This is a genomic window from Streptomyces aidingensis, from assembly GCF_900112355.1.
Taxonomy (GTDB): domain Bacteria; phylum Actinomycetota; class Actinomycetes; order Streptomycetales; family Streptomycetaceae; genus Streptomyces; species Streptomyces aidingensis.
On sequence record NZ_FOLM01000001.1, the window covers coordinates 1,012,292 to 1,033,701 of the forward strand.

Here is a 21,410-nt window from a genome sequence, read left to right on the forward strand (position 1 = left end):
TGACAGGGGTGACGGGCGGGGTCATGCTCGGGGCGGTATTTCAGCCACTGAAACATCAGCCCGCACCTGCCCGGAGGAGCCCTCATGACCCTGCCCGCCACCGGCCGCGCCTGGCATCTGACCGCCCGCCCGCACGGCTGGCCCGCCCCCGACGGCTTCGCGCTGCGCGAGGAGCCGGTGCGGCCCCCGGAGGAGGGCGAGATCACGGTGCGCAACCTCCACCTCTCCGTGGATCCCTATATGCGCGGCCGGATGAACGATGTGAAGTCCTATGTGCCGCCGTTCCGGCTGAACGAGCCCATGGAGGGCGGCGCGGTGGGCGTGGTGGTCGCCTCCCGGGCGCCGGAGTTCGCGCCCGGCGACCAGGTGCTGCACGGTCTGGGCTGGCGCGAGTACGCCACCCTGCCGGCCCGGCACGCCACCGCCGTCTCCGGCCGGGAAGCCCCGCTCACCGCCTATCTGGGGGTGCTGGGCATGCCCGGCCTGACCGCCTATGCCGGACTGCTGGACGCCGGCGGCTTCCGGCCCGGCGACGCGGTCTTCGTCTCCGGCGCGGCCGGCGCGGTGGGCGGCCTGGCCGGGCAGATCGCCCGGCTCAAGGGGGCCTCCCGGGTGGTGGGCAGCGCCGGCTCCGACGACAAGGTGCGCCTGCTCACCGAGGAGTACGGCTTCGACGCCGCCTTCAACTACCGGTCCGGGCCGGTGCGCGACCAGTTGCGCGACGCCGCCCCGGACGGCATCGACGTCTACTTCGACAACGTCGGCGGCGACCATCTGGAGGCGGCCATCGGCGCCCTGCGCACCCATGGCCGGATCGCGGTCTGCGGCATGATCGCCCAGTACAACGCCACCGAACCGCCGGCCGCCCCGCGCAATCTGGCGCTGGTCATCGGCAAGCGGCTGCGCATCCAGGGCTTCCTGGTCAACGACCACAAGGCGCTGCGCCCGGCGTTCGTCGAGGAGGTCGGCGGCTGGCTGCGAAGCGGTGAACTGCGCCCCCGGGAGACGGTGGTCCAGGGCATCGAGAACGCTCTGGACGCCTTCCTCGGCCTGCTGCGCGGCGACAACACCGGCAAGATGATCGTCACCCTGGACGGCGCGGAGCGGACCGCCGGGGACTGAGCCGGCGGCATCCTGTGTCCGGTCCATTGACCGTGGTGCAGGTCACCTCTACCGTTCCGTTCGGAAACTCGATCAGAGTTCGAAATACCGAACTACCCCTCTTCTTCACCCCCACCGACCGAGAGGGACGGTATGAGCCGCATACATCCCCACACCACCCCAGCCACTCCGGCCGGCCCAGCCACTCCGGCCGGCCCGTCCGCCGCGCCGCCGCCCGGCGGCGGGGGCGGACGGGCCCGGCCCGGGCGGCGCGGCCTGCTCACCGGTGCCGCCGGCCTCGGCGTCCTGGCCGCCCTGGGCGCCACCGCCGGCTGCGCCTCGCCCACCGCCCTGGCCGCCGACCCCTCCCGGGTCCGCTTCTGGAATCTCTTCAGCGGCGGCGACGGGGCACATATGCGCCGTCTTTTGAATCGTTTTTGTCGGGAGCATCCGGACATTCCGGTGGACGACACCACGCTGGCCTGGGGCGATCCCTACTACACCAAGCTCGCCATGGCCGGGGCCGGCGGGCGCGCCCCGGAACTGGCCGTGATGCATCTGGGCCGGATCACCGGCTTCGCCCCCGGCCGGCTGCTGGACCCCATCGACACCGGACTGCTGGAGCGGCACGGCATCCGCCGCGCGGACTTCAACCCGGTGCTCTGGGACCGCGCGGTGGTGGACGGCGAACTCTACGGGCTGCCGCTCGACATCCACCCCTCGGTCTGCTACTACAACCGCCCGGCCTGCCGCGAGGCCGGCCTGCTGGACTCCGGCGGCCGGCTCGCCGAGATCAACGGCGCCGAGGACTTCCTCGCCGCGCTGGACGCGGTGCGCGAGGTGATCGGCCAGTCCCCGCTGGGCTGGAACGCCCTGATGCCGGTCGAATGCTGGTGGACCTTCCTCTCGCTCTACACCCAGACCGGCGGCACCATCCTGACCCCGGACGCCGACGGGATCACCCTGGACGACGACCGTGCCGAGGAGGTGCTGGCCTTTCTGGCCCGGCTGGTCGCCGACGAGTACGCGGTGCCCGGCCAGGACCTGGTCGGCTATCTGGTCAACGGCGGCGGCTTCGTCTGGTTCGGCAACTGGCTGGTCATCAACTTCAACGACGCGGGGCTGGACTACGGCGCCCGCGCCTTCCCCACCCTGTTCGGCACCCCGGCCGGGCAGGCCGAGTCGCACTGCTTCGTCCTGCCCCACCGGCGCGGGCGCGGCGGCGCCTCCGACGAGGCCGCCCATGCGCTGATGGCCTGGCTGGTGCGCTCCAGCCTGGCCTGGGCCGAGGCCAGCCATGTCCCCGCCTATCTGCCGGTGCTCACCGATCCGCGCTATCTGGAGCTCCAGCCGCAGGCCGAGTACCGGGAGGCCATGGACCGGGCGGTCTTCGACCCGCCCGCCTGGTTCAGCGGCACCAGCTCCCGCATCCAGCAGGACGTCGGCAGCCATGTCTCGGCCGCGGCCATGGGCCAGGTCTCGCCGGCCGACGGGGTGCGCGGCATGCGGGACGCCCTGGGACGGCTGCTGGCCACCCGCAACCCCTTCGGCGAGGGGAGCGCGTCATGAGCGGCAGCCCCCTCACCCCGGCCGCCGGTCCGGCCCCCGTCCCCGCCGCCGGTCCGGCGGCCGGTGCGGCGGTCACGCCCGCCGGTGAGGCCGCCGCCGCCCCGGGCGGCCGGCGCCGGTCCGGCCCGGCGCGCACGCTGAACCGGCTGGACGGCCTGTTCCAGCACGGCGCCTGGTTTCTCGCCCCCTTCCTCGCCCTCTACGCCCTGTTCCTGATCTGGCCGCTGCTCTCCGGAGTCTGGTACAGCCTCAACGAGACCAATCTGGCGGGCATCGACACCGAGTTCATCGGGCTGGACAACTACCGCGAGGCGTTCGACGACCCGGCGGTGTGGGACTCCCTGCGCAACACCGTGGTCTTCACCGCCCTGGTCACCCCGATGATCGTGGTCACCGCCTTCGGGCTGGCGCTGCTCACCCACCATCTGAAGTACGGCACCTGGTTCTGGCGGCTGGCCTTCTTCGCGCCCTTCCTGCTGCCCTCGGCCGTGGTCTCCGACCTGTGGGAGTGGATGTACCAGCCGGACTTCGGCCTGTTCAACAACGCCCTGGGCACCCGGGTGCCCTGGCTGCTGGAGGGCGGCTGGGCGATGTTCTCGGTGGCGCTCACCACCCTGTGGTGGACGGTCGGCTTCGCCTATCTGCTCTATCTGGCCGCCCTGCACGCCATCCCGGCGCAGCTCTACGAGGCGGCGGAACTCGACGGCGCCGGCCCGCTGAAGCGGCTGTGGTACCTCACCGTGCCCCTGGTGCGCTCCGTCACCGGGCTGATCGTCATTCTCACCCTGCTGGCCTCGCTCCAGGTCTTCGACCAGATCTTCCTGATGACGGCCGGCGGCCCCAACAACGAGACCCGGCCGGTGGTGCAGTACATCGTCCAGCAGGGTTTCACCGGCTACCGGATCGGCTACGCCTCGGCCGTCTCCTACATCGTCTTCGTCCTGATCGTCTCGGTGACACTGCTGCGGCTGCTGGCGGTGCGCAAGCGTGAGGAGGCTCTGCGATGACCGCCCCGGCCACCGCCGCCCCGGCCACCGCCGTCCCGGCCACCGCCGTCCCGGCCACCGCCGTCCCGGCCGCCGCCGTCCCGGCCGCCGCCGTCCCGGCCGCCGCCGTCCCGGCCACGCCCCCGGCCGCCGCCGCCCGGCCGCCCTGGCCGCGCCGCAACGCCGGGCAGATCGCCCTGACCGCCATCGCCCTGCCGCTGGCCCTGCTCTGGCTGCTGCCGTTCGGCTGGGCGCTGTCCACCTCGCTCAAGCCCGAAGGCGAGACCCAGGTGCTGCCGGTGCACTGGATACCGCAGGACGTCACCCTGGGCGCCTACCGCAGCGTGCTGGGCGAGGGGGATCTCCAGGTCTGGCTGCTGAACTCGCTGATCGTCTCGGTGGGGGTGACCGCGCTGTGCGTGGCGGTCTCGGCCGCCGCGGCCTACGGCTTCGCCCGCACCCGGTTCCGCTTCCGGCGCGCCCTGTTCGGGCTCACCCTGGCCGGGATCATGGTGCCGGGCACCGTGCTCACCGCGCCGCTGTTCGCCACCATGCGCTCGCTGGGCCTGGTGGACACCTACTGGGGGATCATCCTGCCCCAGGTGGTGGCGCCGGCCATGGTGTTCATCCTCTACACCTTCTTCCGCGGCATCCCCAGGGAGCTGGAGGAGGCGGCCGTGCTGGACGGGGCGGGGCGGTGGCGGATCTTTCTCACCATCGTGGTGCCGCTGTCCCGGCCGGTGCTGGCGGCGGTGTCGATCTTCGTCTTCATCGTCTCCTGGAACAACTTCATGTGGCCGTTCCTGGTCACCACCGATCCCGATCTGGCGACGCTGCCGGTGGGGCTGGCCACCGTGGCCGGGGCGCTGCTGGCGGCGCTGCCGCTGCTGCTGGTGTTCGTCTTCTTCCAGCGGCAGATCGTGCGCGGTGTGGCGCACACCGGCATCGCCGGGTCCTAGCCACGGCGGGCGCCCCCGTTGACCGGGGTGCGCCCGCCGCTTACAGTCTCCCTGCGCCGATGTTCGAAGAATCGATCGATGTACGAAATTTCGAATGATCGGATCGGGCGGGCAACGGCTCAGCGGCCGGTTCCCCGCCCCTGCCCGCACCGCCCGTACCGTTCCGAGGATCCGTATGAGTGCTCCGCCCCCCGCGTCTCCCGCCGCCGCCCGGTTCGTCCTCGACCCCGACTTCACCGTCGGCCCGGTGGATCCGCGCCTGTTCGGCTCGTTCGTGGAACACCTCGGCCGCTGCGTCTACACCGGCATCTACGAGCCCGGCCACCCCAGCGCCGACGACCGGGGCCTGCGCACCGACGTGCTGGAACTGATCCGGGAGCTGGGGGTGACCGCCATCCGCTACCCGGGCGGCAACTTCGTCTCCGGCTACCGCTGGGAGGACGGCGTCGGCCCCAAGGACAAGCGGCCCCGGCGGCTGGACCTGGCCTGGCGCTCCACCGAGAGCAACCAGTTCGGGCTGGCCGAGTTCATGGACTTCCTGCGCAAGGTCGGTGGCGAGCCCATGATGGCGGTCAACCTCGGCACCCGCGGCGTGGAGGACGCCGTGCGGCTGCTGGAGTACGCCAACCACCCCGGCGGCACCGAGCTCTCCGATCTGCGCGCCGCGCACGGCGACCGGGACCCGTACGGCGTCCGGCTGTGGTGCCTGGGCAACGAGATGGACGGCTTCTGGCAGATCGGCCACAAGAGCGCCGAGGAATACGGGGCGCTGGCCACCGCCACCGCCCGCGCCATGCGGATGATCGACCCCGGGCTGGAACTCGTCGCCTGCGGCAGCTCGGGCCAGTCCATGCCCACCTTCGCGGCCTGGGAGTCCACCGTCCTCCAGCACTGCTACGAGGAGGTGGACCACATCTCCATGCACGCCTACTACGAGGAACTGGACGGCGACCGCGACTCCTTCCTGGCCTCGGCGGTGGACACCGAGTCCTTCATCGAGAACGTGGTGGCCACCTGCGACCATGTGGGCGCCCGGCTGAAGTCGAAGAAGCGGATCAACATCTCCTTCGACGAGTGGAACGTCTGGTACATGAACAACCCGGAATCCTCGGTGATGGTCCCGCCGGAGGACTGGGCCGAGGCGCCGCGGCTGCTGGAGGACAACTACTCGGTGACGGACGCGGTGGTGTTCGGCTCGCTGCTGATCGCCCTGCTGCGCCACGCCGACCGGGTCAAGGTGGCCTGCCTGGCGCAGCTGGTCAATGTGATCGCGCCGATCCTCACCGAGCCCGGCGGGCCGGCCTGGCGGCAGACCACCTTCTTCCCCTTCGCCCAGGCGTCCAGGTACGGGCGCGGCACCGTCCTGGACGTGCGGCCGGAGAGCCCGTTGTACCGGACCGGGAAGTACGGCGAGGTGCCGCTGCTGCACGCCACCGCGGTGCGGGACGAGGACAGCGGCGCGGTCACCGTGTTCGCGGTCAACCGCGGGCAGCACCAGCCGCTGCCGCTGGAGGTCACCCTGCGCGGGCTGGGCCTGGGCGAGGTGGTGGAGCACAGCGTGCTGGCGGACGCCGACCCCGAGGCCCGCAACACCCTGCGGGAGCCGGAGCGGGTCCGGCCGCATGCCGCCGCGCCGGGCACCGTGCTGACCGGCGGGGTGCTGCGCGCCACCCTGGAACCGCTCTCCTGGAACGTGATCCGGCTGCGCTGAGCGGCGACGGCCGGCCGGTGGCAGCGGGCTGCCGGCCGGCCGTCGACAGCCGGCCGGGCCGGGCTCAGCCAGCCGGGGCGGAGGCCGCGGTGATCAGGAGTTCCTTGATCTGGCGGGTGATGTCCCGGCGGTTGGCCACCAGCACCGGGTCGGTGTACCGGCCCTGAGCCGGATCGGCGTTCTCCGGGGCGAACTCCAGCACCGGGGTGTGCAGATGGCCGCCCGGCAGGGCGGCGCCCGGGCCCAGCCGGTCCCGCAGCAGAGTGGCCCGGTAGGCGATCTCGTTGGACAGATACGCGCCGCCGCCTCCGGCCCGGGCCGCCGCCCCCGGCTCGCCGCTGGGCCCCTCCGCCCGGACCACCGGCTCCCCGGCGCCCTGCGGAAGCTCCTGGACGGCCGTGTTGTCCAGCACCGGGAAGCGCCCGGTCCTGGCCGAGACCATGGCCCGGAACGGCAGGGAGGTCACCGTCCACTGCGGCGCCGTCCCCGGGTCCGCCACCGGGACGGCGCCCACCGACTCCTCCCCGGCGTTGTCCCGGCCGCCGCCGCGCCGGCCCGCGTTGTACCTCTCCAGGTGGAAGGCGCCCGGCAGGCCCTGGCTGACCGTCATGAACAGCGTCACCTGCCGGGGCCCGGGCTCCAGATACGGCCGCAGCGCCCGCTCCACGATCCCGGCGGTGAAGTCCGCCCAGCGCACCGGGAAGAGCACCCCCGCCACATGCGCGGTGCGCCCGTCCGGCAGCCGCAGCGCGGTGCCGTCCAGCGTCAGTGCCGCCGCCCCCGAGGGGTTGCCGCGGCGGATGTCCTCGTCCAGCCGGAACGGGTCGAAGCCGGTGATCAGCACCCGCAGCCGCTCCGCACCGGCGGGCAGATGATTGCCGGTCATGCCGCGTGAGGCGTACTCCAGTTCGGTGAGCAGCAGCGGGAGATCCGCCTCGAACCCGGGCCGCCAGGCGCGCAGCGCCCGGCGCAGCGCCAGCCGGGTCCAGTACAGCGGGCGGTCGTCGCCGTCGCTCTCCCGCAGCCGGCGCACGGCGTTGCGCCACAGCACCAGCCCGTGCCGGCGCACGGTCCGCAGCGCCTCCTCCGGGCCGCCGGCGGTCTCCAGCGCCTTCTCCAGGGACCGTACGGCGTCCGCCAGTCCGCCGTAGCGCAGAATCCGCCGCGGCACGTTCTCCGCGAGCCGCGCTTCCTCGGCCGTCGTGGCCGTGCCTGCCGTGCCTGCCGGGTCTGCCGGGGGAGATGCCGTGGACACATGCGCTCCGGTGGTGCGGGAACGGGGTGCGCCCAGAGCTATCAGCCGGGCTCCTGGAGCGGGAAGTGGCCGGAAGGTCTCGTTCCGGCGACATTCACCGCATCCTCACGCGGAGAACCCAGCGGATCGCGGACCGTGACAAATCAGGCACTGTTACGGGAGGGACGGTTTCGCCGGGGCGCGCCGAGGGCACGTGAATCCGTGCAAACCAACTGAAGTAGTCAAAAAGGGGCAAATCGCCATGAGTATTCTCGCGTGGATTCTGCTGGGCCTGCTGGCGGGCCTGATCGCCAGGGCGCTGATGCCCGGCCGCCAGCCCGGCGGCATCATCGTGACCACCCTGCTCGGGATAGGCGGCGCACTGCTCGGCGGCTGGCTGGGCAAGGTCATCTTCGGAGTGGACTCGGTCGACGGCTTCTTCGAACTCTCCACCTGGATCGCGGCCGTTGTCGGAGCCGTGATCATCATCTTCCTCTACCAGCTCCTCACCGGCGGACGCCGGACCCGGGTCTGACCGGCCCGGCAGCCACCCCCGGCGCCCCGCCGGGCGGAACCCCGCCGCCCCCGCCGCCCCCTCCCCCTCTTCCGCCCCTTCCCTTTGGACGGCGCGCTCGTCGGTACGACGGGCGCGCCGTCCGCATGTCCGCCCGCCCCGCGGGCCGGTGACCGGATACCGGCCACCGCGGCCGTCCCGCCGCCCGGCGGGCGCCGCGAGGGCGGGGGCCGGTGGGGCCCCGGGGGAGAATGCGGCGGTACGGGCGGCCCACGGGGGGCGTACGCCGGGGCAGCGGACGGGGCGCATACCCGCGGGGAAAACGGCTTCCGGACAAAGGACGGGGATTGCCGCACCGGGCCGTCTCCGGGCGGGCGCGACCGGATAGCGTCGGCGAGCGCGAACAACTGTCCCTCATGGCAGGGCGGTTGGCGCTCCCAAGGCCGTGCGCGAAACCGGGCGCACCCGACCCGGAGGAGTTCTGTGGTCCCCAGAACCGTGAAGGGCCTGGCCGCCGGCGGCGTTGCCGTGGCCACCGTCTTCGTCGTGATCCTGCCGGCGGACGCCGCACCGTCCGACAAGCCCGACATGCTGACCAGCTTCACCCAGACCGGCAAGGCGAGTTACGACGCCTGGAAGCGGGCCGAAGCCGACCGCGGGGCATGGGCGGAGTACGAGTTCGACTGGACCACGGACTACTGCAGCAAATCACCCGACAAGCCGCTCGGTTTCCCGTTCGGAACAGCCTGCCAGCGGCATGACTTCGGCTACCGCAACTTCAAGGATCTCGGCACGTTCAAGGACCACAAGAAGCGGCTGGACGACGCGTTCCACGCCGATCTGCGGCGGATCTGCAACCGCTACAGCACCTTCCGCAAATCCGCCTGCCGCTCCCTGGCCTGGACCTACTACCGGGCCGTGCACACCTTCGGCGACTGACGGCCGGACCGGACCGGACCGGTCAGCCGGGCGCGCCGGGGGAGAACCGGGCCAGCGGGCCCGGGAGCCGGGCGCCGGGCGGCGACATGGCGGTGTCGCCGCCCAGCCGGGCCAGCATGTCCAGGGCCAGCCGGCCGCGCCGGACCCGTTCCCGCGCGGCGGCCAGGGCGGTGTCCCGCATATGGCGGCCGTACGGGTAGCTGCCCGGGGCCTTGCTCAGCCCGAACTTCAGATAGACCGGCGCGGCCCGCCGCACCAGCTCGGCGACCTCGTGCATCCGCACATAGCCGCCCAGGTCGTCGGGGGCCTCCAGATAGAGATCCAGCGGCACCCGGCTGACCCGCCGGATCTCGGTGAGATGCTGGAGCGTCAGATCCGAGGGCACGTTGACCGAGTCGGCCCCGAGCTGCTCATGGACCGCGACCGAGGCCGGGTTCACCGGGCCGATCAGCGCGGAGACCTTGAAGGTGGTGTCGGCCGGCAGGGTGCCGGCGGCCCGCAGCCGGTGCAGGGTCCACAGCACCCCCTCGTCGGCCACCAGCAGACAGCGCACCCCGAGCTCGGTGGCGCGCAGCGCGTCCTCCACACAACCGGCCAGGGCGTCGTGGCCGCGGGCCCGCAGCCCCGCCCCGCCGGAGGCGGTGCGGGTGGCGGCCCCGATGTCCCAGGTGCCGCGCGGGCCGGTGAACAGGCACAGCTCGGCACGGGCCGCCGCGCATGCCTGTGCCATCTCGGTGATCTCGGCGTCGGTCAGCATCCACACCCCGCTGCCCTGGCTGATGCGGTGCACCGGCACCTCCAGGCCGGCGGCCTCCTTCAGCACGGCGGCGAGGAGTTCCGGATTCTCCGTGGACGGTATCTCGGTGCGCCAGCGGCCCCCGTCCGGAAAGGTGTGCGGGGAGGCGTCGGCCGGGTGCACGGCGGGGAGGCCGTGGCCGATGGACGTCAGTGCGGCGTCTGACGGGCGGTGGGGCGAGGCGGGCGCGGACACGGTGCTCCTTGCGGGTGGGACGGCGGGAAGCGGGCGACGGGCGGCGGGCGGCGGTGGTCCGCGGACGGGCTACGGCTGGAGGAGGACCTTGCCGACCGCGGGGTCACCGCTGCCGACCAGGGCGACGGCGGTCTCGAAGCCGGTCAGCGGCAGCCGGTGGGTGATCAGCGGGCCGGGATCGAGCAGCCCGGTGGCAAAGGCCCGCACCGCGAAGGACCAGGCGGCGGAGGGCGCGCCGAAGACCGTGGCGAGGGAGAGCTGCCGCACGGTCAGCAGCAGCGGGTCCAGCCCGTCGGCCCCCGGCGCCGGGATGCCGGCCAGCACGATCCGGCCGCCGCGCCGGGCCAGCGCGCAGGCCTCGGCGGCCGAGCTGCGGGCCCCGGCGGTCTCCACCACCAGATCGTGGCCGGCCGGCAGGCCGGACAGCTCGCCGGGTGTGACGGTCCGCGTGGCGCCGAACCCGGCGGCCAGCCGCCGGGGACGCTCGCGCGGGTCCACGGTCACCAGCTCGGCCGGCGAGCAGGCGGCCAGCAGCTGCACGGCCAGCAGGCCCAGCGTGCCGGCGCCCACCACGGCGATCCGCTCGCCCGGCACCGGTGCCGCGGCCAGCACGGCGGCGGCCACCACGGCGGCCGGTTCCAGCAGCGCGGCGGCGGTCAGGTCGGCGCCGTCCGGCAGCGGGTGCAGCAGCCGGGCGGGCAGCACCAGATGGTCGGCGAAGGCGCCGGGCCGGGTGAAGCCGGTCTCCTGATAGGGGGCGGAGCACAGGGTGGTCCGGCCGGCCCGGCAGTGGTCGCAGGACTGGCAGCTTCTGAAGCCCTCGCCCACGGTGCCGCGGCCGGTCAGCGCCGGGTCCACACCGGGGCCGGTGGCCTCCACCGTGCCGGACCATTCGTGCCCCGGCACCACCGGGTAGCGCACATAGCCCTCGGCGCGGGTGCCGTCCCAGATCTCCCGGTCGCTGGCGCAGACCCCGGCGGCGTGCACGGCCACCCGTACCTCGCCGGGGCCCGGCTCGGGCGGCTCGGGCCGGTTGAGCAGCCGGTACCGCCCGGGTCCCTCCACCAGCACGGCCCGGGAGCCGGCCGCCGCCGCGTCGCTCACCGGCGGGGACGGCCGGCGCCGCCGTCGCGCTTGTGCCGGTCCTCGGCCCGCAGACCGAAGTGCTCGATCCCGGCGTCGGCGAAGTCGCCGAAGTGCTCCAGGATCTCGAAGCCGGGGGTGCAGGCGGCGAGCCGGAGGCCGGCGGCGGTGAGCACCGAGCCGCCGGCATGGTGCGGGGCCACCGGCTCATGGTGGGTCTCGGCGGTGGCGGCCGGCATCCGGCTCTCGCCGGCCCCGGTCGGACCCTCGTCGGTGTGGACCCGGGCATGGGTGGGATTGCGCCACGGCGTGCCGACGACATGGGTGCTGATTCCGGTGATGCGCACGGGCCCCGCCCGCCCCTCCACGTTCGATATGTCGGCTAATGTTCGAAATTCTGTCGAAGAACGGTAGTGACGGGGCGGCCGGGCTGTCAACGCCGACCGTCCCGGGCGGGGCCCTGGTCCGGGTTCAGTCCGGGCTGGTGATCCGCTCGTGGGCCAGTTCGGCCAGCACCTGCTGGCCGGCCACCCCCGGATGGAACCAGTCCCAGCGGCTCAGCTCCGCCGTGGTGAAGGGGTACTCGAAGACGGCCCCCTCGTCATAGCGGCAGCGCTCGTCCGCCGCGCAGACCTCCCGGAGCACCGCGTTGAACTCCTGCACCCGTTCCCGCACGGCGGCGCGCCGGGCGGTGGCCTCCTCCGCCTCCTCGGAGCTCGGCCGGCCCAGCATCGAGGGGCAGATGCCGAACCGCCAGATCTGCCGGGCCAGGGCGTTCTCCTGCCCCACTGTCCACAGCCGGTGCAGGTCGGGCACGCTGGCCACATAGATCTGGGCGGTGGGCAGTGCGCCGCGGATGATGTCCATGGCCTCGGTGAAGTCCGACCGGAAGTCGCCGACCGGGGTCATCGATGCCACATCGGGCGCGCAGGCGTCATTGGCGCCGATCATCACGGTGAGCAGTTCCGGCTCATGGGCCACCGCCCGGCGGGCCTGCTCCGGAAGATCCGCCATGCGGGCGCCGGACACCGCCTCGTTCCAGGCCTCCTCGGCGGGCAGCAACTGGGCCAGGCTCTCCAGGCCCGGCTCGGTGCCGGTCGCCCAGGACACCTCGGGGCAGTCGACCAGGATCGAGCAGGCGTCGAATCCGGTGGTGATGGAGTCGCCCAGGGCGGCCAGCGACTCCGGGCCGGTGTCCCAGGCCGGCGGCTGCTCCGGGGCGGCCCGGTGCTCCGGCTGCTCGCCCGGTGCGGTGGCGGCGGCCTGGTCGGTGAGGTCGCCGCCGCTGGTGCAGGCGGTGACGGTGACGGCGATGAGCGCGGCGAGGGCCACCGGTGCGGCGGCGGTGGCACGGCTGCTGCGGCTGACCGGCATTCAGCGTCGTCCTTCGCTTCAGTCGGCTGCGGCGCGTTCCGCAGCGGTCCTTTGGTCCGCTCAGTGGACTATCCAGACAAGAGTAAGAGATTACGTGACGTTACCGACTGTCCTCTTTGCTGAGATTTGCCGAGATTGGACATTCATGGTGTTTACTGTTCGTGCTTGGCGCCGGGGCGTGATCGCCCGTTGCGGCGCGGGCTCAGGCACGCGCGCATGCCCGGAGCAGCGGGACGGAGCGGGAGGTCCGGATGACGACACGAGGTGTCCTGTACGTGCACTCCGCGCCCCGCGCGCTGTGTCCGCATGTGGAATGGGCGGTCTCCGGGGTGCTGGGCAGCCGGGTCGGCCTGGACTGGATCAGGCAGCCCGCCTCCCCCGGCACCTGGCGCGCCGAACTCTCCTGGCAGGGCCCGGCCGGCACCGCCTCCCGGCTGGCGTCGGCGCTGCGCGGCTGGGAGCTGCTGCGCTTCGAGGTGACCTCCGAGCCCTGCGCCGCGGCCGAGGGCGAGCGCTACAGCTGCACCCCCGGGCTCGGCATCTACCACGCGGTCACCGGCGTGCACGGCGACATCATGATCCCGGAGGACCGGCTGCGCGCGGCGGCCGAGCGGGCCGGGCGGGGCGAGAGCGACCTCTCCGCCGAGATCTCCCGGCTGCTGGGCAAGCCCTGGGACGACGAACTGGAGCCCTTCCGCTACGCCGGCGAGGGCGCCCCCGTGCGCTGGCTGCACCAGGTGGTCTGAAGCCGCCGTCCGTCCGTCCGGCCGGCTGTCCGGCCGGCTCAGGCGGACGGCGGACGGCCGTCCGGGCGGCAGGCGGCGTCCAGCAGCCGGTGCACGGCCCGCCGGGCACGCACCACGGCGGCGCTGTCGCCGTGCAGCTGGAGCGCGTGGTTCAGGCTCATCATCACCCCGGACAGCTCGAACACGAGCTGCTCCGGATCGCTCCCGGCCGGCAGCTCACCGCGCCGCACCGCGGTCCGCACATCGGCCGCCAGCCGCCGCCGCCACACCGCGAACTGCCGTCGCAGCAGCGCCCGCACCGGCCCGCCGCGCCCGTCGTACTCAAAGGTCGAGCTGACGAAGAGGCAGCCGCCGGGGAAGACGCCCCGCTCCAGATAGGAGATCCAGGCGGCGCACACCGCATGCAGCCGGTCCAGGCCCGGGCGGGCGTCCGCGGCCGGGGCCCAGACCTCGTTGTTGAAGATCACCGAGGCGCGTTCCAGGGTGGCGAGCTGAAGCACCTCCTTGGACCCGAAATGCCCCAGCAGCCCGGACTTGCTCAGCCCCAGATCCTCGGCGAGCCGCCCGATGGTCAGCCCCTCCAGGCCCTCCAGGGAGGCCACGTCCACGCTGCGCCGGATGATCCGCTCGCGGGTGGAGCGGGCTTCGGCGGCCGATCTGCGAGGGCTCATGGAACCGAGTATAGAGTCCGAACGATCGGTCGCTATAGTCTGCGGTCATGACGCCATCCGCAGCTTCCGCGCCGTCCGGCACCCGCCGCTCCCGTATCACCGCGCTGGGCCACCACCAGCCCGCGCAGGTGCTCACCAACGACGATCTGGCCGGCATGGTCGAGACCAGCGACGAGTGGATCAGGCAGCGCACCGGCATCGTCACCCGGCGCATCGCCCGCGAGGAGACGGTGACCGATCTGGCCGCCGCCGCCGCGGAGAAGGCACTCGCCCAGTCCGGTGTCGACCGCGCCGCGATCGGCCAGGTGATCGTGGCCACCTGCTCGGCGCGGGACCGCTCGCCCTCCATCGCCGCACAGGTCGCCGGGCGCACCGGGATCACCGCCGCCGTCTCCTTCGACCTCAACAACGCCTGCGCCGGCTTCACCACCGCGCTGGCCACCGCCGACCACACCCTGCGGGCCGGCGCGGCACGGCACGCCCTGGTGATCGGCGCCGAGAAGATGTCCGATGTCACGGACTGGACCGACCGCTCCACCTGTGTCCTGCTCGGCGACGGTGCGGGCGCGGCCGTACTGAGCTCGGACGACAGCGGCGACAGCGGAGATGGCGGCGACGGCGAGGGCGGCGGGATCGGAGTCGGCCCGGTGGTGTGGGGCACGGACCCCTCCCGGGGCGCCGCGGTACGGCTCCAGGACGCCTGGCAGCCGCGGTTCGCCCAGGACGGGCAGACCGTGTTCCGCTGGGCCACCACGGTGCTGCCCGCGCTGCTGCGCCAGACCTGCGAACGGGCCGGGATCACCCCGGCCGACCTGGGCGCGGTCGTCACCCATCAGGCCAATCTGCGGATCATCGAGTCGCTGGTGGCCAAGCTGGACTGCCCGCGGGCGGTGATCGCCCGGGACGTGGTGGACAGCGGAAACACCTCGGCCGCCTCCATCCCGATCGCCATGTCCAAGATGGCGGAGCGCGGCGAACTGCCCTCCGGCGCCCCGGTGCTGCTGTTCGCCTTCGGCGGCGGCCTCTCCTGGGCCGGCCAGATCGTCACCGCGCCCTGAACGCACCCGCGGGACACCGGCGACGGTGTCCCCCTCGCCGAGCGCGACCACGGTGGCCGCCGCGGGTGGGCCGGACGGCGCCGGCCCGCGTCCCGGCTGCGCCGTGCCCCGGCGGGGGCGGCCGGATGCCGGAGAGGGGCCGGGCCGGAGCATCCGCTCCGGCCCGGCCCCTCTCCGGTGCCGGTGTGCGCGGGGAACCGCGCGGCGGTCAGACCGTGCGGAAGGCGAGGACCACGTTGTGCCCGCCGAATCCGAAGGAGTTGTTCAGCGCCGCGATGGTGCCCGAGGGCAGTGCGCGGGCCTCGCCGCGCACCACATCCGCGTCCACCTCCGGGTCCAGCTTCTCCACATTGATGGTGGGCGGAGCCAGCCGGTGGTACACGGCCAGCACCGTGGCGGCCGTCTCCACACCGCCCGCGCCGCCCAGCAGGTGACCGGTCATCGACTTGGTCGCCGACACCGCGACATGGTCCATCTCCTCGCCCAGGACCTTGCGCAGCGCCTTGATCTCCGCCACATCGCCCTGCGGGGTGGAGGTGGCGTGCGCATTGACGTGCACCACCTGCGCGGGCTTGAGGTCGGTGGTGTCCAGCAGGTTCTGGACCGCCGCCGCCACTCCCCGTCCGGTGGGCTCCGGCTGCGCGATGTGGTGGCTGTCCGCCGACAGGCCCTGGCCCAGCAGCTCGCAGTACACCCGCGCGCCGCGCCGGGCCGCATGCTCGGCCGACTCCAGCACCACCACGCCGCAGCCCTCGCCCAGCACAAAGCCGTCCCGGGCCATGTCGTACGGCCGGGAGGCCCGCTCGGGGTCGTCGTTGTTCTTGGACATGGCCATCATGTTGCTGAAGGCCGCGATGGGCAGCGGGTGGACGGCCGCCTCGGTGCCGCCCGCGACCACCACGTCCGCCCGGCCGGTGCGGATCATCTCGGTGGCGTAGCCGACCGCCTCCGCGCCCGAGGCACAGGCGCTGACCGGGGCGTGCGCCCCGGCCTGCGCGCCGATCTCCAGGCTGACGTTGGCGGCCGGGCTGTTGGGCATCAGCATCGGGACGGTGTGCGGGGACACCCGCCGCGGCCCCTTCTGGAGCAGGTTGTCGTACTGGTCCAGCAGGGTGGTCACTCCGCCGATGCCGGAGGCGATGACCGCGCCCAGCCGGGCCGGGTCCACCAGGCCGCCGTCCTCGCCCGCCGGGGCGGTGAACCCGGCGTCCGCCCACGCCTCGCGGGTCGCGAGCAGCGCGAACTGCGCGGAGCGGTCCAGCTTGCGGAGCACCGGGCGGGGAAGCACGTCATCGGGGTCCACCGCGGCGGTGGCGGCGATCCGCACCGGCAGGCCGGCCGCCCAGTCCTGGGTCAGTTCCCGGACGCCGGAGGTACCGGACACCATGGCCTGCCAGGTCGTCGCGATGTCGCCACCCAGCGGTGTGGTTGCGCCGACACCGGTGACGACCACCGTTCGATTGGTCGCGTTCACGGCAATGCTCTTCCGCTAGTCGAGGTCGTGGGATCGGCCACCCGGCAGGTGGCGACATGCGCGTCGTGCTGCTGCGCTGCCGCTGCGGGACGCAGCGGGGAGGGCCGGGTCAGTCCTGGTGGTCCAGGATGTAGGAGACCGCGTCGCCCACGGTCTTCAGCTTCTTGACATCGTCGTCCGGGATCTTGACCTCGAAGCGCTCCTCGGCGGCGACGACCACCTCGACCATGGACAGCGAGTCCACGTCCAGGTCGTCCGTGAAGGACTTCTCCTCGGTCACGTCCTCGGCCGGGATGCCGGCGATCTCGTTCACGATCTCGCCGAGACCAGCGATGATGTCTTCCTTGGTGGACGCCATTGCGCCGCTCCTTCTCGTGATGCGGTCCGTTGCCGCGGTGCTGTACTGCTGCGGGTCCTGCTGGATGGTGCCGGTGCGGACCGGTGGCCCCGGACCGCGGGGTTGTGATGCCTAAGGGAGGGTAACGACCGTGGCCGCGTAGACCAGACCGGCCCCGAACCCGATGACGAGAGCTGTGTCACCGCTCTTTGCCTGCCCGGTCGCCAGCATCCGCTCCATGGCGAGCGGAATGGAGGCGGCCGAGGTGTTGCCGGTGGTCTCGATGTCGCGGGCGACCGCCACATGCTCCGGCAGCTTGAGAGTCTTCGCCAGCGAGTCGATGATCCGCATATTGGCCTGATGCGGGATGAAGACGTCGAGCTCGCCGGCGGTGATGCCCGCCGCGTCCAGGGCCTGCTGGGCGACCTTGGCCATGGCGAACACCGCCCACCGGAAGACCGTCTGGCCCTCCTGGCGGAGGGCGGGGAACTTCTCCACCGGCCCCTCGCGGTACGCGTCCCAGGGTACGGTCTGGCCGATGGTGTCGAACTTGTCGCCCTCGGAGCCCCACACCGAGGGGCCGATGCCGGGTTCCCGGGACGGTCCGACGATCACCGCGCCGGCCCCGTCCCCGAACAGGAAGGCCGTGCCCCGGTCCTCCCGGTCGGTCATGTCGGACAGCCGCTCCACGCCGATGACCAGCACATACTCGGCGCTGCCCTCGACGATCATGCCCTTGGCCAGGGTCAGCCCGTAACCGAAGCCGGCGCAGGCGGCGGAGATGTCGAAGGCGGCCGGCCGGCCCGCGCCGAGCTTGTGCGCGATCTCCGCGGCCACGCCCGGCGTCTGCCGGAAGTGCGAGACGGTGGAGACCACCACGGCGCCGATCCGGTCCGCCTCCACGCCCGCGTCGGCCAGCGCCTTGCCGGCCGCGGCCAGGGACATCTCGGTGACCGTCTCGTCCTCGCCCGCCCAGTGCCGGGTGACGATCCCGGAGCGCGAGCGGATCCACTCGTCGGAGGAGTCGATGTGCTTCAGGATCTCCTCGTTGGGCACCACCCGGCTGGGACGGTAGCCGCCGACGCCCAGGATGCGGGCATAGGGAGCGCCCTTGCCGCCCTTGATCTTGCCGGACATGTCAGTGTCGCTCCTCTTCCCTCATCGGCTCAGGCCCCGCCCGGGCCGTCCGCGTCCCGGGCCTGCCCGGCCAGCAGCGCGCGGGCCGCCTCCAGGTGCTCCGGGGTCTTGACGGCCAGCGTCGTGGTCCCCTTCATGCCGCGCTTGGCCAGCCCCGTGAGGGTGCCGCCCGGGCAGACCTCGATCATGGCGGTGACGCCCAGCGAGAGGAAGGTCTCCATGCACAGATCCCACCGGACCGGCCCGGCGACCTGGGCCACCAGCCGGCGCAGGATCTCCTTGCCCTCGCCGACGAGGCGGCCGTCGGCGTTGGACACATAGCGCATCCGCGGATCGGCCGGCACCAGGGCGGAGGCCGCCGCGTCCATGGCCGCCACGGCCGGGGCCATGTGCTCGGTGTGGAAGGCGCCGGCCACCTGGAGCGGACGCACCCGGGCGCCCTCCGGCGGGTCGGCGGCCAGCGCGGCGAGCTGCCCGGCGGTGCCGGCCGCCACGATCTGGCCCGGGCCGTTGCGGTTGGCCGCGGTCAGCCCCAGGCGTTCGAGATGGGCGGGGATGCCCTCCGGGTCCCGGCCGCCCAGCACGGCCGACATGCCGGTCTCGGTGACGGCCGCGGCCTCGGCCATGGCCAGTCCGCGGCGCCGGACCAGCACCATGGCCTCCTCGGGGGTGAGCACCCCGGCGATCGCCGCGGCGGCCACCTCGCCCACGCTGTGGCCGGCGACCACACCGGGGAGCCCGGCGGCACCGGGTGCCGCGGACGCGCCGGGGCCGGTGCCGAACCCCTCGCCGAGCAGGGCCTCGGCGGAGAGCAGGGCGGCGGCCACCAGCAGCGGCTGGGCCACCGCGGTGTCCCGGATCTCCTCGGCGCCGGCCTCCGTTCCGCACCGCACCAGATCGAGATCGATCGCCTCCGACCAGGCACGCAGCCGGTCGGCCGCACCGGGGAGGTCGAGCCAGGGAGTCAGAAAGCCAGGGGTCTGGGCGCCCTGGCCGGGAGCGACGAGTACGAGCACACTCACACTCTCTCCTGACCGGACCGGTCCGCGCCGGTGGGGACCAAAACGAAGAACCATCGAGGGAATTGTCGAGGACCCACAAACCGCCTCGTCAAGACCAGGCGTGGCTGACGGCGTCCCCGAGTCTGCCCAGCATCAGCGCGATACGCAGGGTGAAGGCGGAACGGACATCCGAGGGGGACCAGCCGGTGACGTCCGTCACACGTCGCAGGCGGTACCGCACGGTGTTGGGATGGACGAACAGCATCCGCGCGGCGCCCTCCAGCGAGCTCGCCTGCTCCAGATACACGCTGAGCGTCTCCAGCAGCGCCGAGCCCGCATCCCGCAGCGGTCTGTAGATCTCCTCCACCAACAGGTCCCGGGCCACCGGGTCGCCCGCCATGGCGCGCTCCGGCAGCAGATCGTCCGCCAGCACCGGCCGCGGGGCGTCCGGCCAGGCCGCGCAGGCCCGCAGACCGGCCGCGGCGGCCTGCGCGGAGCGGGTGGCGGTCAGCAGGTCCGGCACCACCGGACCGGCCACCACCGGGCCCTCGGCAAACGGCCCGATCAGCGACTTCGCGGCGCGCAGCGGCTGGTCGCTGCCGCCGGCGATCACCACCAGCCGCTTGCCCAGCACGCCGGTGAGGACCTGGAGCTTGGCATAGCGGGCGGCACGCCGGATGGCCTCCACGGTCAGCTCGCTGTCCCCGTTGGGCGCGCTGCCCAGCACCACGATGACGTGCTCGGGGGACTTCCAGCCCAGGGCCGCGGCGCGGGACACATCGCCCTCGTCGGCCTCCCCGGAGACCACCGCGTTGACCACCAGCGACTCCAGCCGGGCGTCCCAGGCACCGCGTGCCTCGGCGGCCTGGGCGTACACCTGCGCGGTGGCGAAGGCGATCTCCCGGGCGTAGACCAGCAGGGCGTTGCGCAGCGCGGTCTGCCCCTCGGGGGCGGCGATCTCGTCCACCGCCTGCTCCACCACCTCGATGGTGGTGCGCACCATCTCCACGGTCTGCCGCAGGGTGATCGCCCGGGTCAGCTCGCGCGGGGCGGTGCCGAACACATCGGTGCTGATCGCCTGGGGCGCGTCCGGGTGCCGGAACCATTCGGTGAAGGCCGCGATGCCGGCCTGCGCCACCAGGCCGATCCAGGACCGGTTCTCCGGGGGCATGGCGCGGTACCACGGCAGGGTGGCGTCCATCCGGGCGATGGCGGCTGCGGCCAGTTTTCCGGAGGACTGCTCCAGCCGCCGCACCGTGGCGGCGTGGGCGGTTCGTTTCGCGTCGGCATGGCTATCGGCTTCGGACACGCCCCCAGCCTGCCTCATCCGGGCCCCGCTCATACCCCCGGGTCCACAACCGCCCCATCGGGAGCGGCGCACGCGACGGCGCCGGCGCGGGCGCGCGGCTACCGTGGCGGGATGCTGATCATCCAGCGGGCGGCGGAGCGCTACAACGGTGGTGACCCGGCGGCCGGCATCGACACCTGGCACGCCTTCGCCTTCGCCGGCTTCTACGACCCGGACAATCTGCGCTTCGGCTCGCTGACCGCCTGCAACGAGGAGATCCTGGCCCCGGGGGCGGGGTTCGCCGAACACCCGCACCGGGACACGGAGATCGTGAGCTGGGTGCTGGAGGGCGAGCTGCGGCACGAGGACTCGGCGGGCCGCTCGGAGCTGGTGCGGGCCGGTGATCTCCAGTGGCTGAGCGCGGGCAGCGGGGTGCGGCATGTGGAGCGCAACGCCGGGCCGGGGACGCTGCGCTTCCTCCAGATGTGGCTGCTTCCGGCGAAGAGCGGGGGCGAGCCCGGCCACCGGGTGGTCCGCCGGCCGCTCGGGGAGGGAGGGCGGCGGGCGGGGGACGGCGCGGCCATGGCCCGCTGCCCGGTGCCGGGCGCGGACGCGGTGCTGCATCTGTGGCGGCCGGCGCCCGGCGGCGGTCCGGGGCCGGAGCTGCCGGCGGCGCCCTGGTGCTATCTGCATGTGGCGCGCGGCGGGGTCTCGCTGGTCGCCCCGGAGCGGCCCGAGGGGGTGCGGCTGGCGGCCGGCGACGCGGCCCGGGTGGCCCCGGTGGGTGGATCGGCCGATCCGCACCCGGCCCGGCTGGAGCAGACTGAACCGGGTACCGAACTGCTGGTCTGGGAGATGCACTCCACACCCGGTCCGCCCTCCTAGAGAGCGCTTACCGCGTGATGGATTGACGCGCACATGACGTGTTGATACGTTTCAGTCGCTCGTTCGATCTAGCTTGGGAGCGCTCCCTTTCAGATGGTCTGCACCAGATCATCCCGAGTCGGAAAGGGAAGAAAACTGATGTCACAGCAATCGCTCGCACCACGCGCACCACGCGGATGGGTGCGCAGGCATACCTGGCTGGTGGCTGCCATAGCAAGCGTTTCCGCTCTGCTTCTCGGACTGCTGACCGCCACCAGCAGCCAGGCCCAGCCCGCCACCGGCACCTGGTACTACCTGGAGAACCGGCACTCCGGGAAGGTGCTGGACGTCTCCGACCGCAGCCAGGACAACG

The 21,410-nt window shown here is 73.1% G+C and carries 20 protein-coding genes and 1 pseudogene; 10 read left to right on the forward strand and 11 right to left on the reverse strand.

Annotation, left to right across the window (positions count from 1 at the left end):
- The first annotated feature begins 84 nt into the window (after positions 1-84).
- From BM242_RS04430 to arfA, 5 genes are all read left to right on the forward strand, one after another.
- Positions 85-1,122, forward strand: a complete 1,038-nt coding sequence (locus BM242_RS04430; RefSeq protein WP_093837215.1) for an NADP-dependent oxidoreductase — start codon at positions 85-87, stop codon at positions 1,120-1,122.
- Positions 1,123-1,254: 132 nt separating this feature from the next.
- The gene (locus tag BM242_RS04435) at positions 1,255-2,670 is read left to right on the forward strand and encodes an extracellular solute-binding protein (protein ID WP_093837216.1); all 1,416 of its coding nucleotides are present in this window, start codon (positions 1,255-1,257) and stop codon (positions 2,668-2,670) included.
- On the forward strand, positions 2,667-3,677 hold the full coding sequence (locus tag BM242_RS04440) for a carbohydrate ABC transporter permease (RefSeq protein ID WP_093837217.1): 1,011 nt from the start codon (positions 2,667-2,669) through the stop codon (positions 3,675-3,677). Before BM242_RS04435 ends, BM242_RS04440 begins: the two co-directional genes overlap by 4 nt.
- Positions 3,674-4,615, forward strand: coding sequence for a carbohydrate ABC transporter permease (locus BM242_RS04445; protein ID WP_093837218.1), 942 nt, complete (start codon positions 3,674-3,676; stop codon positions 4,613-4,615). The genes BM242_RS04440 and BM242_RS04445 overlap by 4 nt, the downstream gene beginning before the upstream one ends.
- Positions 4,616-4,790: 175 nt before the next feature.
- Positions 4,791-6,326, forward strand: coding sequence for an arabinosylfuranosidase ArfA (gene arfA, locus BM242_RS04450; protein ID WP_093837219.1), 1,536 nt, complete (start codon positions 4,791-4,793; stop codon positions 6,324-6,326).
- A 64-nt stretch (positions 6,327-6,390) separates the two neighbouring features.
- On the opposite strand, the gene BM242_RS04455 is transcribed toward arfA, so the two are convergent.
- Positions 6,391-7,581 (reverse strand): C15 family peptidase, encoded by a 1,191-nt coding sequence (locus BM242_RS04455; RefSeq protein ID WP_093837220.1) that lies wholly within the window; start codon positions 7,579-7,581, stop codon positions 6,391-6,393.
- A gap of 241 nt (positions 7,582-7,822) precedes the next feature.
- Between BM242_RS04455 and BM242_RS04460 the strand changes: the two genes are divergently transcribed.
- Together BM242_RS04460 and BM242_RS04465 are read left to right on the forward strand one after the other, a co-directional pair.
- A complete protein-coding gene (locus BM242_RS04460) occupies positions 7,823-8,095 on the forward strand; it encodes a GlsB/YeaQ/YmgE family stress response membrane protein (protein WP_093837221.1) in 273 nt (90 codons plus the stop codon).
- A gap of 462 nt (positions 8,096-8,557) precedes the next feature.
- Positions 8,558-9,013, forward strand: a complete 456-nt coding sequence (locus tag BM242_RS04465; protein WP_425443800.1) for a phospholipase — start codon at positions 8,558-8,560, stop codon at positions 9,011-9,013.
- 22 nt (positions 9,014-9,035) lie between these two features.
- On the opposite strand, the gene BM242_RS04470 is transcribed toward BM242_RS04465, so the two are convergent.
- The 4 genes and pseudogenes from BM242_RS04470 to BM242_RS04485 all read right to left on the reverse strand — a co-directional run bounded on the left by BM242_RS04470 (position 9,036) and on the right by BM242_RS04485 (position 12,461).
- The gene (locus BM242_RS04470; protein WP_093837222.1) at positions 9,036-10,004 is read right to left on the reverse strand and encodes a hypothetical protein; all 969 of its coding nucleotides are present in this window, start codon (positions 10,002-10,004) and stop codon (positions 9,036-9,038) included.
- 69 nt (positions 10,005-10,073) lie between these two features.
- Entirely contained in the window at positions 10,074-11,108 is a 1,035-nt protein-coding gene (locus BM242_RS04475) for a zinc-dependent alcohol dehydrogenase (RefSeq protein ID WP_093837223.1), read from the reverse strand.
- 62 nt (positions 11,109-11,170) lie between these two features.
- A pseudogene (locus tag BM242_RS28380) lies at positions 11,171-11,329 on the reverse strand (mandelate racemase/muconate lactonizing enzyme family protein); the annotation flags it as partial.
- A gap of 229 nt (positions 11,330-11,558) precedes the next feature.
- Positions 11,559-12,461, reverse strand: a complete 903-nt coding sequence (locus BM242_RS04485) for an SGNH/GDSL hydrolase family protein (RefSeq protein ID WP_093837225.1) — start codon at positions 12,459-12,461, stop codon at positions 11,559-11,561.
- Positions 12,462-12,712: 251 nt separating this feature from the next.
- Between BM242_RS04485 and BM242_RS04490 the strand changes: the two genes are divergently transcribed.
- Entirely contained in the window at positions 12,713-13,207 is a 495-nt protein-coding gene (locus BM242_RS04490) for a DUF3145 domain-containing protein (RefSeq protein WP_093837226.1), read from the forward strand.
- Positions 13,208-13,245: 38 nt separating this feature from the next.
- On the opposite strand, the gene BM242_RS04495 is transcribed toward BM242_RS04490, so the two are convergent.
- A complete protein-coding gene (locus BM242_RS04495; RefSeq protein WP_093837227.1) occupies positions 13,246-13,878 on the reverse strand; it encodes a TetR/AcrR family transcriptional regulator in 633 nt (210 codons plus the stop codon).
- A gap of 47 nt (positions 13,879-13,925) precedes the next feature.
- Between BM242_RS04495 and BM242_RS04500 the strand changes: the two genes are divergently transcribed.
- Positions 13,926-14,936, forward strand: coding sequence for a beta-ketoacyl-ACP synthase III (locus tag BM242_RS04500; protein ID WP_093837228.1), 1,011 nt, complete (start codon positions 13,926-13,928; stop codon positions 14,934-14,936).
- Between the two features lie 208 nt (positions 14,937-15,144).
- Here the strand turns inward: BM242_RS04500 and fabF are convergent, their stop codons facing one another.
- The 5 genes from fabF to BM242_RS04525 form a co-directional block, all read right to left on the reverse strand.
- Positions 15,145-16,410 (reverse strand): beta-ketoacyl-ACP synthase II, encoded by a 1,266-nt coding sequence (gene fabF / locus BM242_RS04505; RefSeq protein WP_093837229.1) that lies wholly within the window; start codon positions 16,408-16,410, stop codon positions 15,145-15,147.
- A 109-nt stretch (positions 16,411-16,519) separates the two neighbouring features.
- A complete protein-coding gene (locus tag BM242_RS04510) occupies positions 16,520-16,768 on the reverse strand; it encodes an acyl carrier protein (protein WP_093837230.1) in 249 nt (82 codons plus the stop codon).
- Positions 16,769-16,879: 111 nt separating this feature from the next.
- On the reverse strand, positions 16,880-17,884 hold the full coding sequence (locus BM242_RS04515; protein WP_093837231.1) for a ketoacyl-ACP synthase III: 1,005 nt from the start codon (positions 17,882-17,884) through the stop codon (positions 16,880-16,882).
- Between the two features lie 29 nt (positions 17,885-17,913).
- A complete protein-coding gene (locus BM242_RS04520; protein WP_093837355.1) occupies positions 17,914-18,900 on the reverse strand; it encodes an ACP S-malonyltransferase in 987 nt (328 codons plus the stop codon).
- A 94-nt stretch (positions 18,901-18,994) separates the two neighbouring features.
- Positions 18,995-20,194, reverse strand: a complete 1,200-nt coding sequence (locus BM242_RS04525) for a PucR family transcriptional regulator (protein WP_175541246.1) — start codon at positions 20,192-20,194, stop codon at positions 18,995-18,997.
- Between the two features lie 111 nt (positions 20,195-20,305).
- Here BM242_RS04525 and BM242_RS04530 point away from each other — a divergent pair, with 111 nt between their 5' ends.
- Positions 20,306-21,058: a pirin family protein gene (locus BM242_RS04530; protein ID WP_093837233.1), complete on the forward strand. Its 753-nt coding sequence runs from the start codon at positions 20,306-20,308 to the stop codon at positions 21,056-21,058.
- Positions 21,059-21,410: the final 352 nt, after the last annotated feature.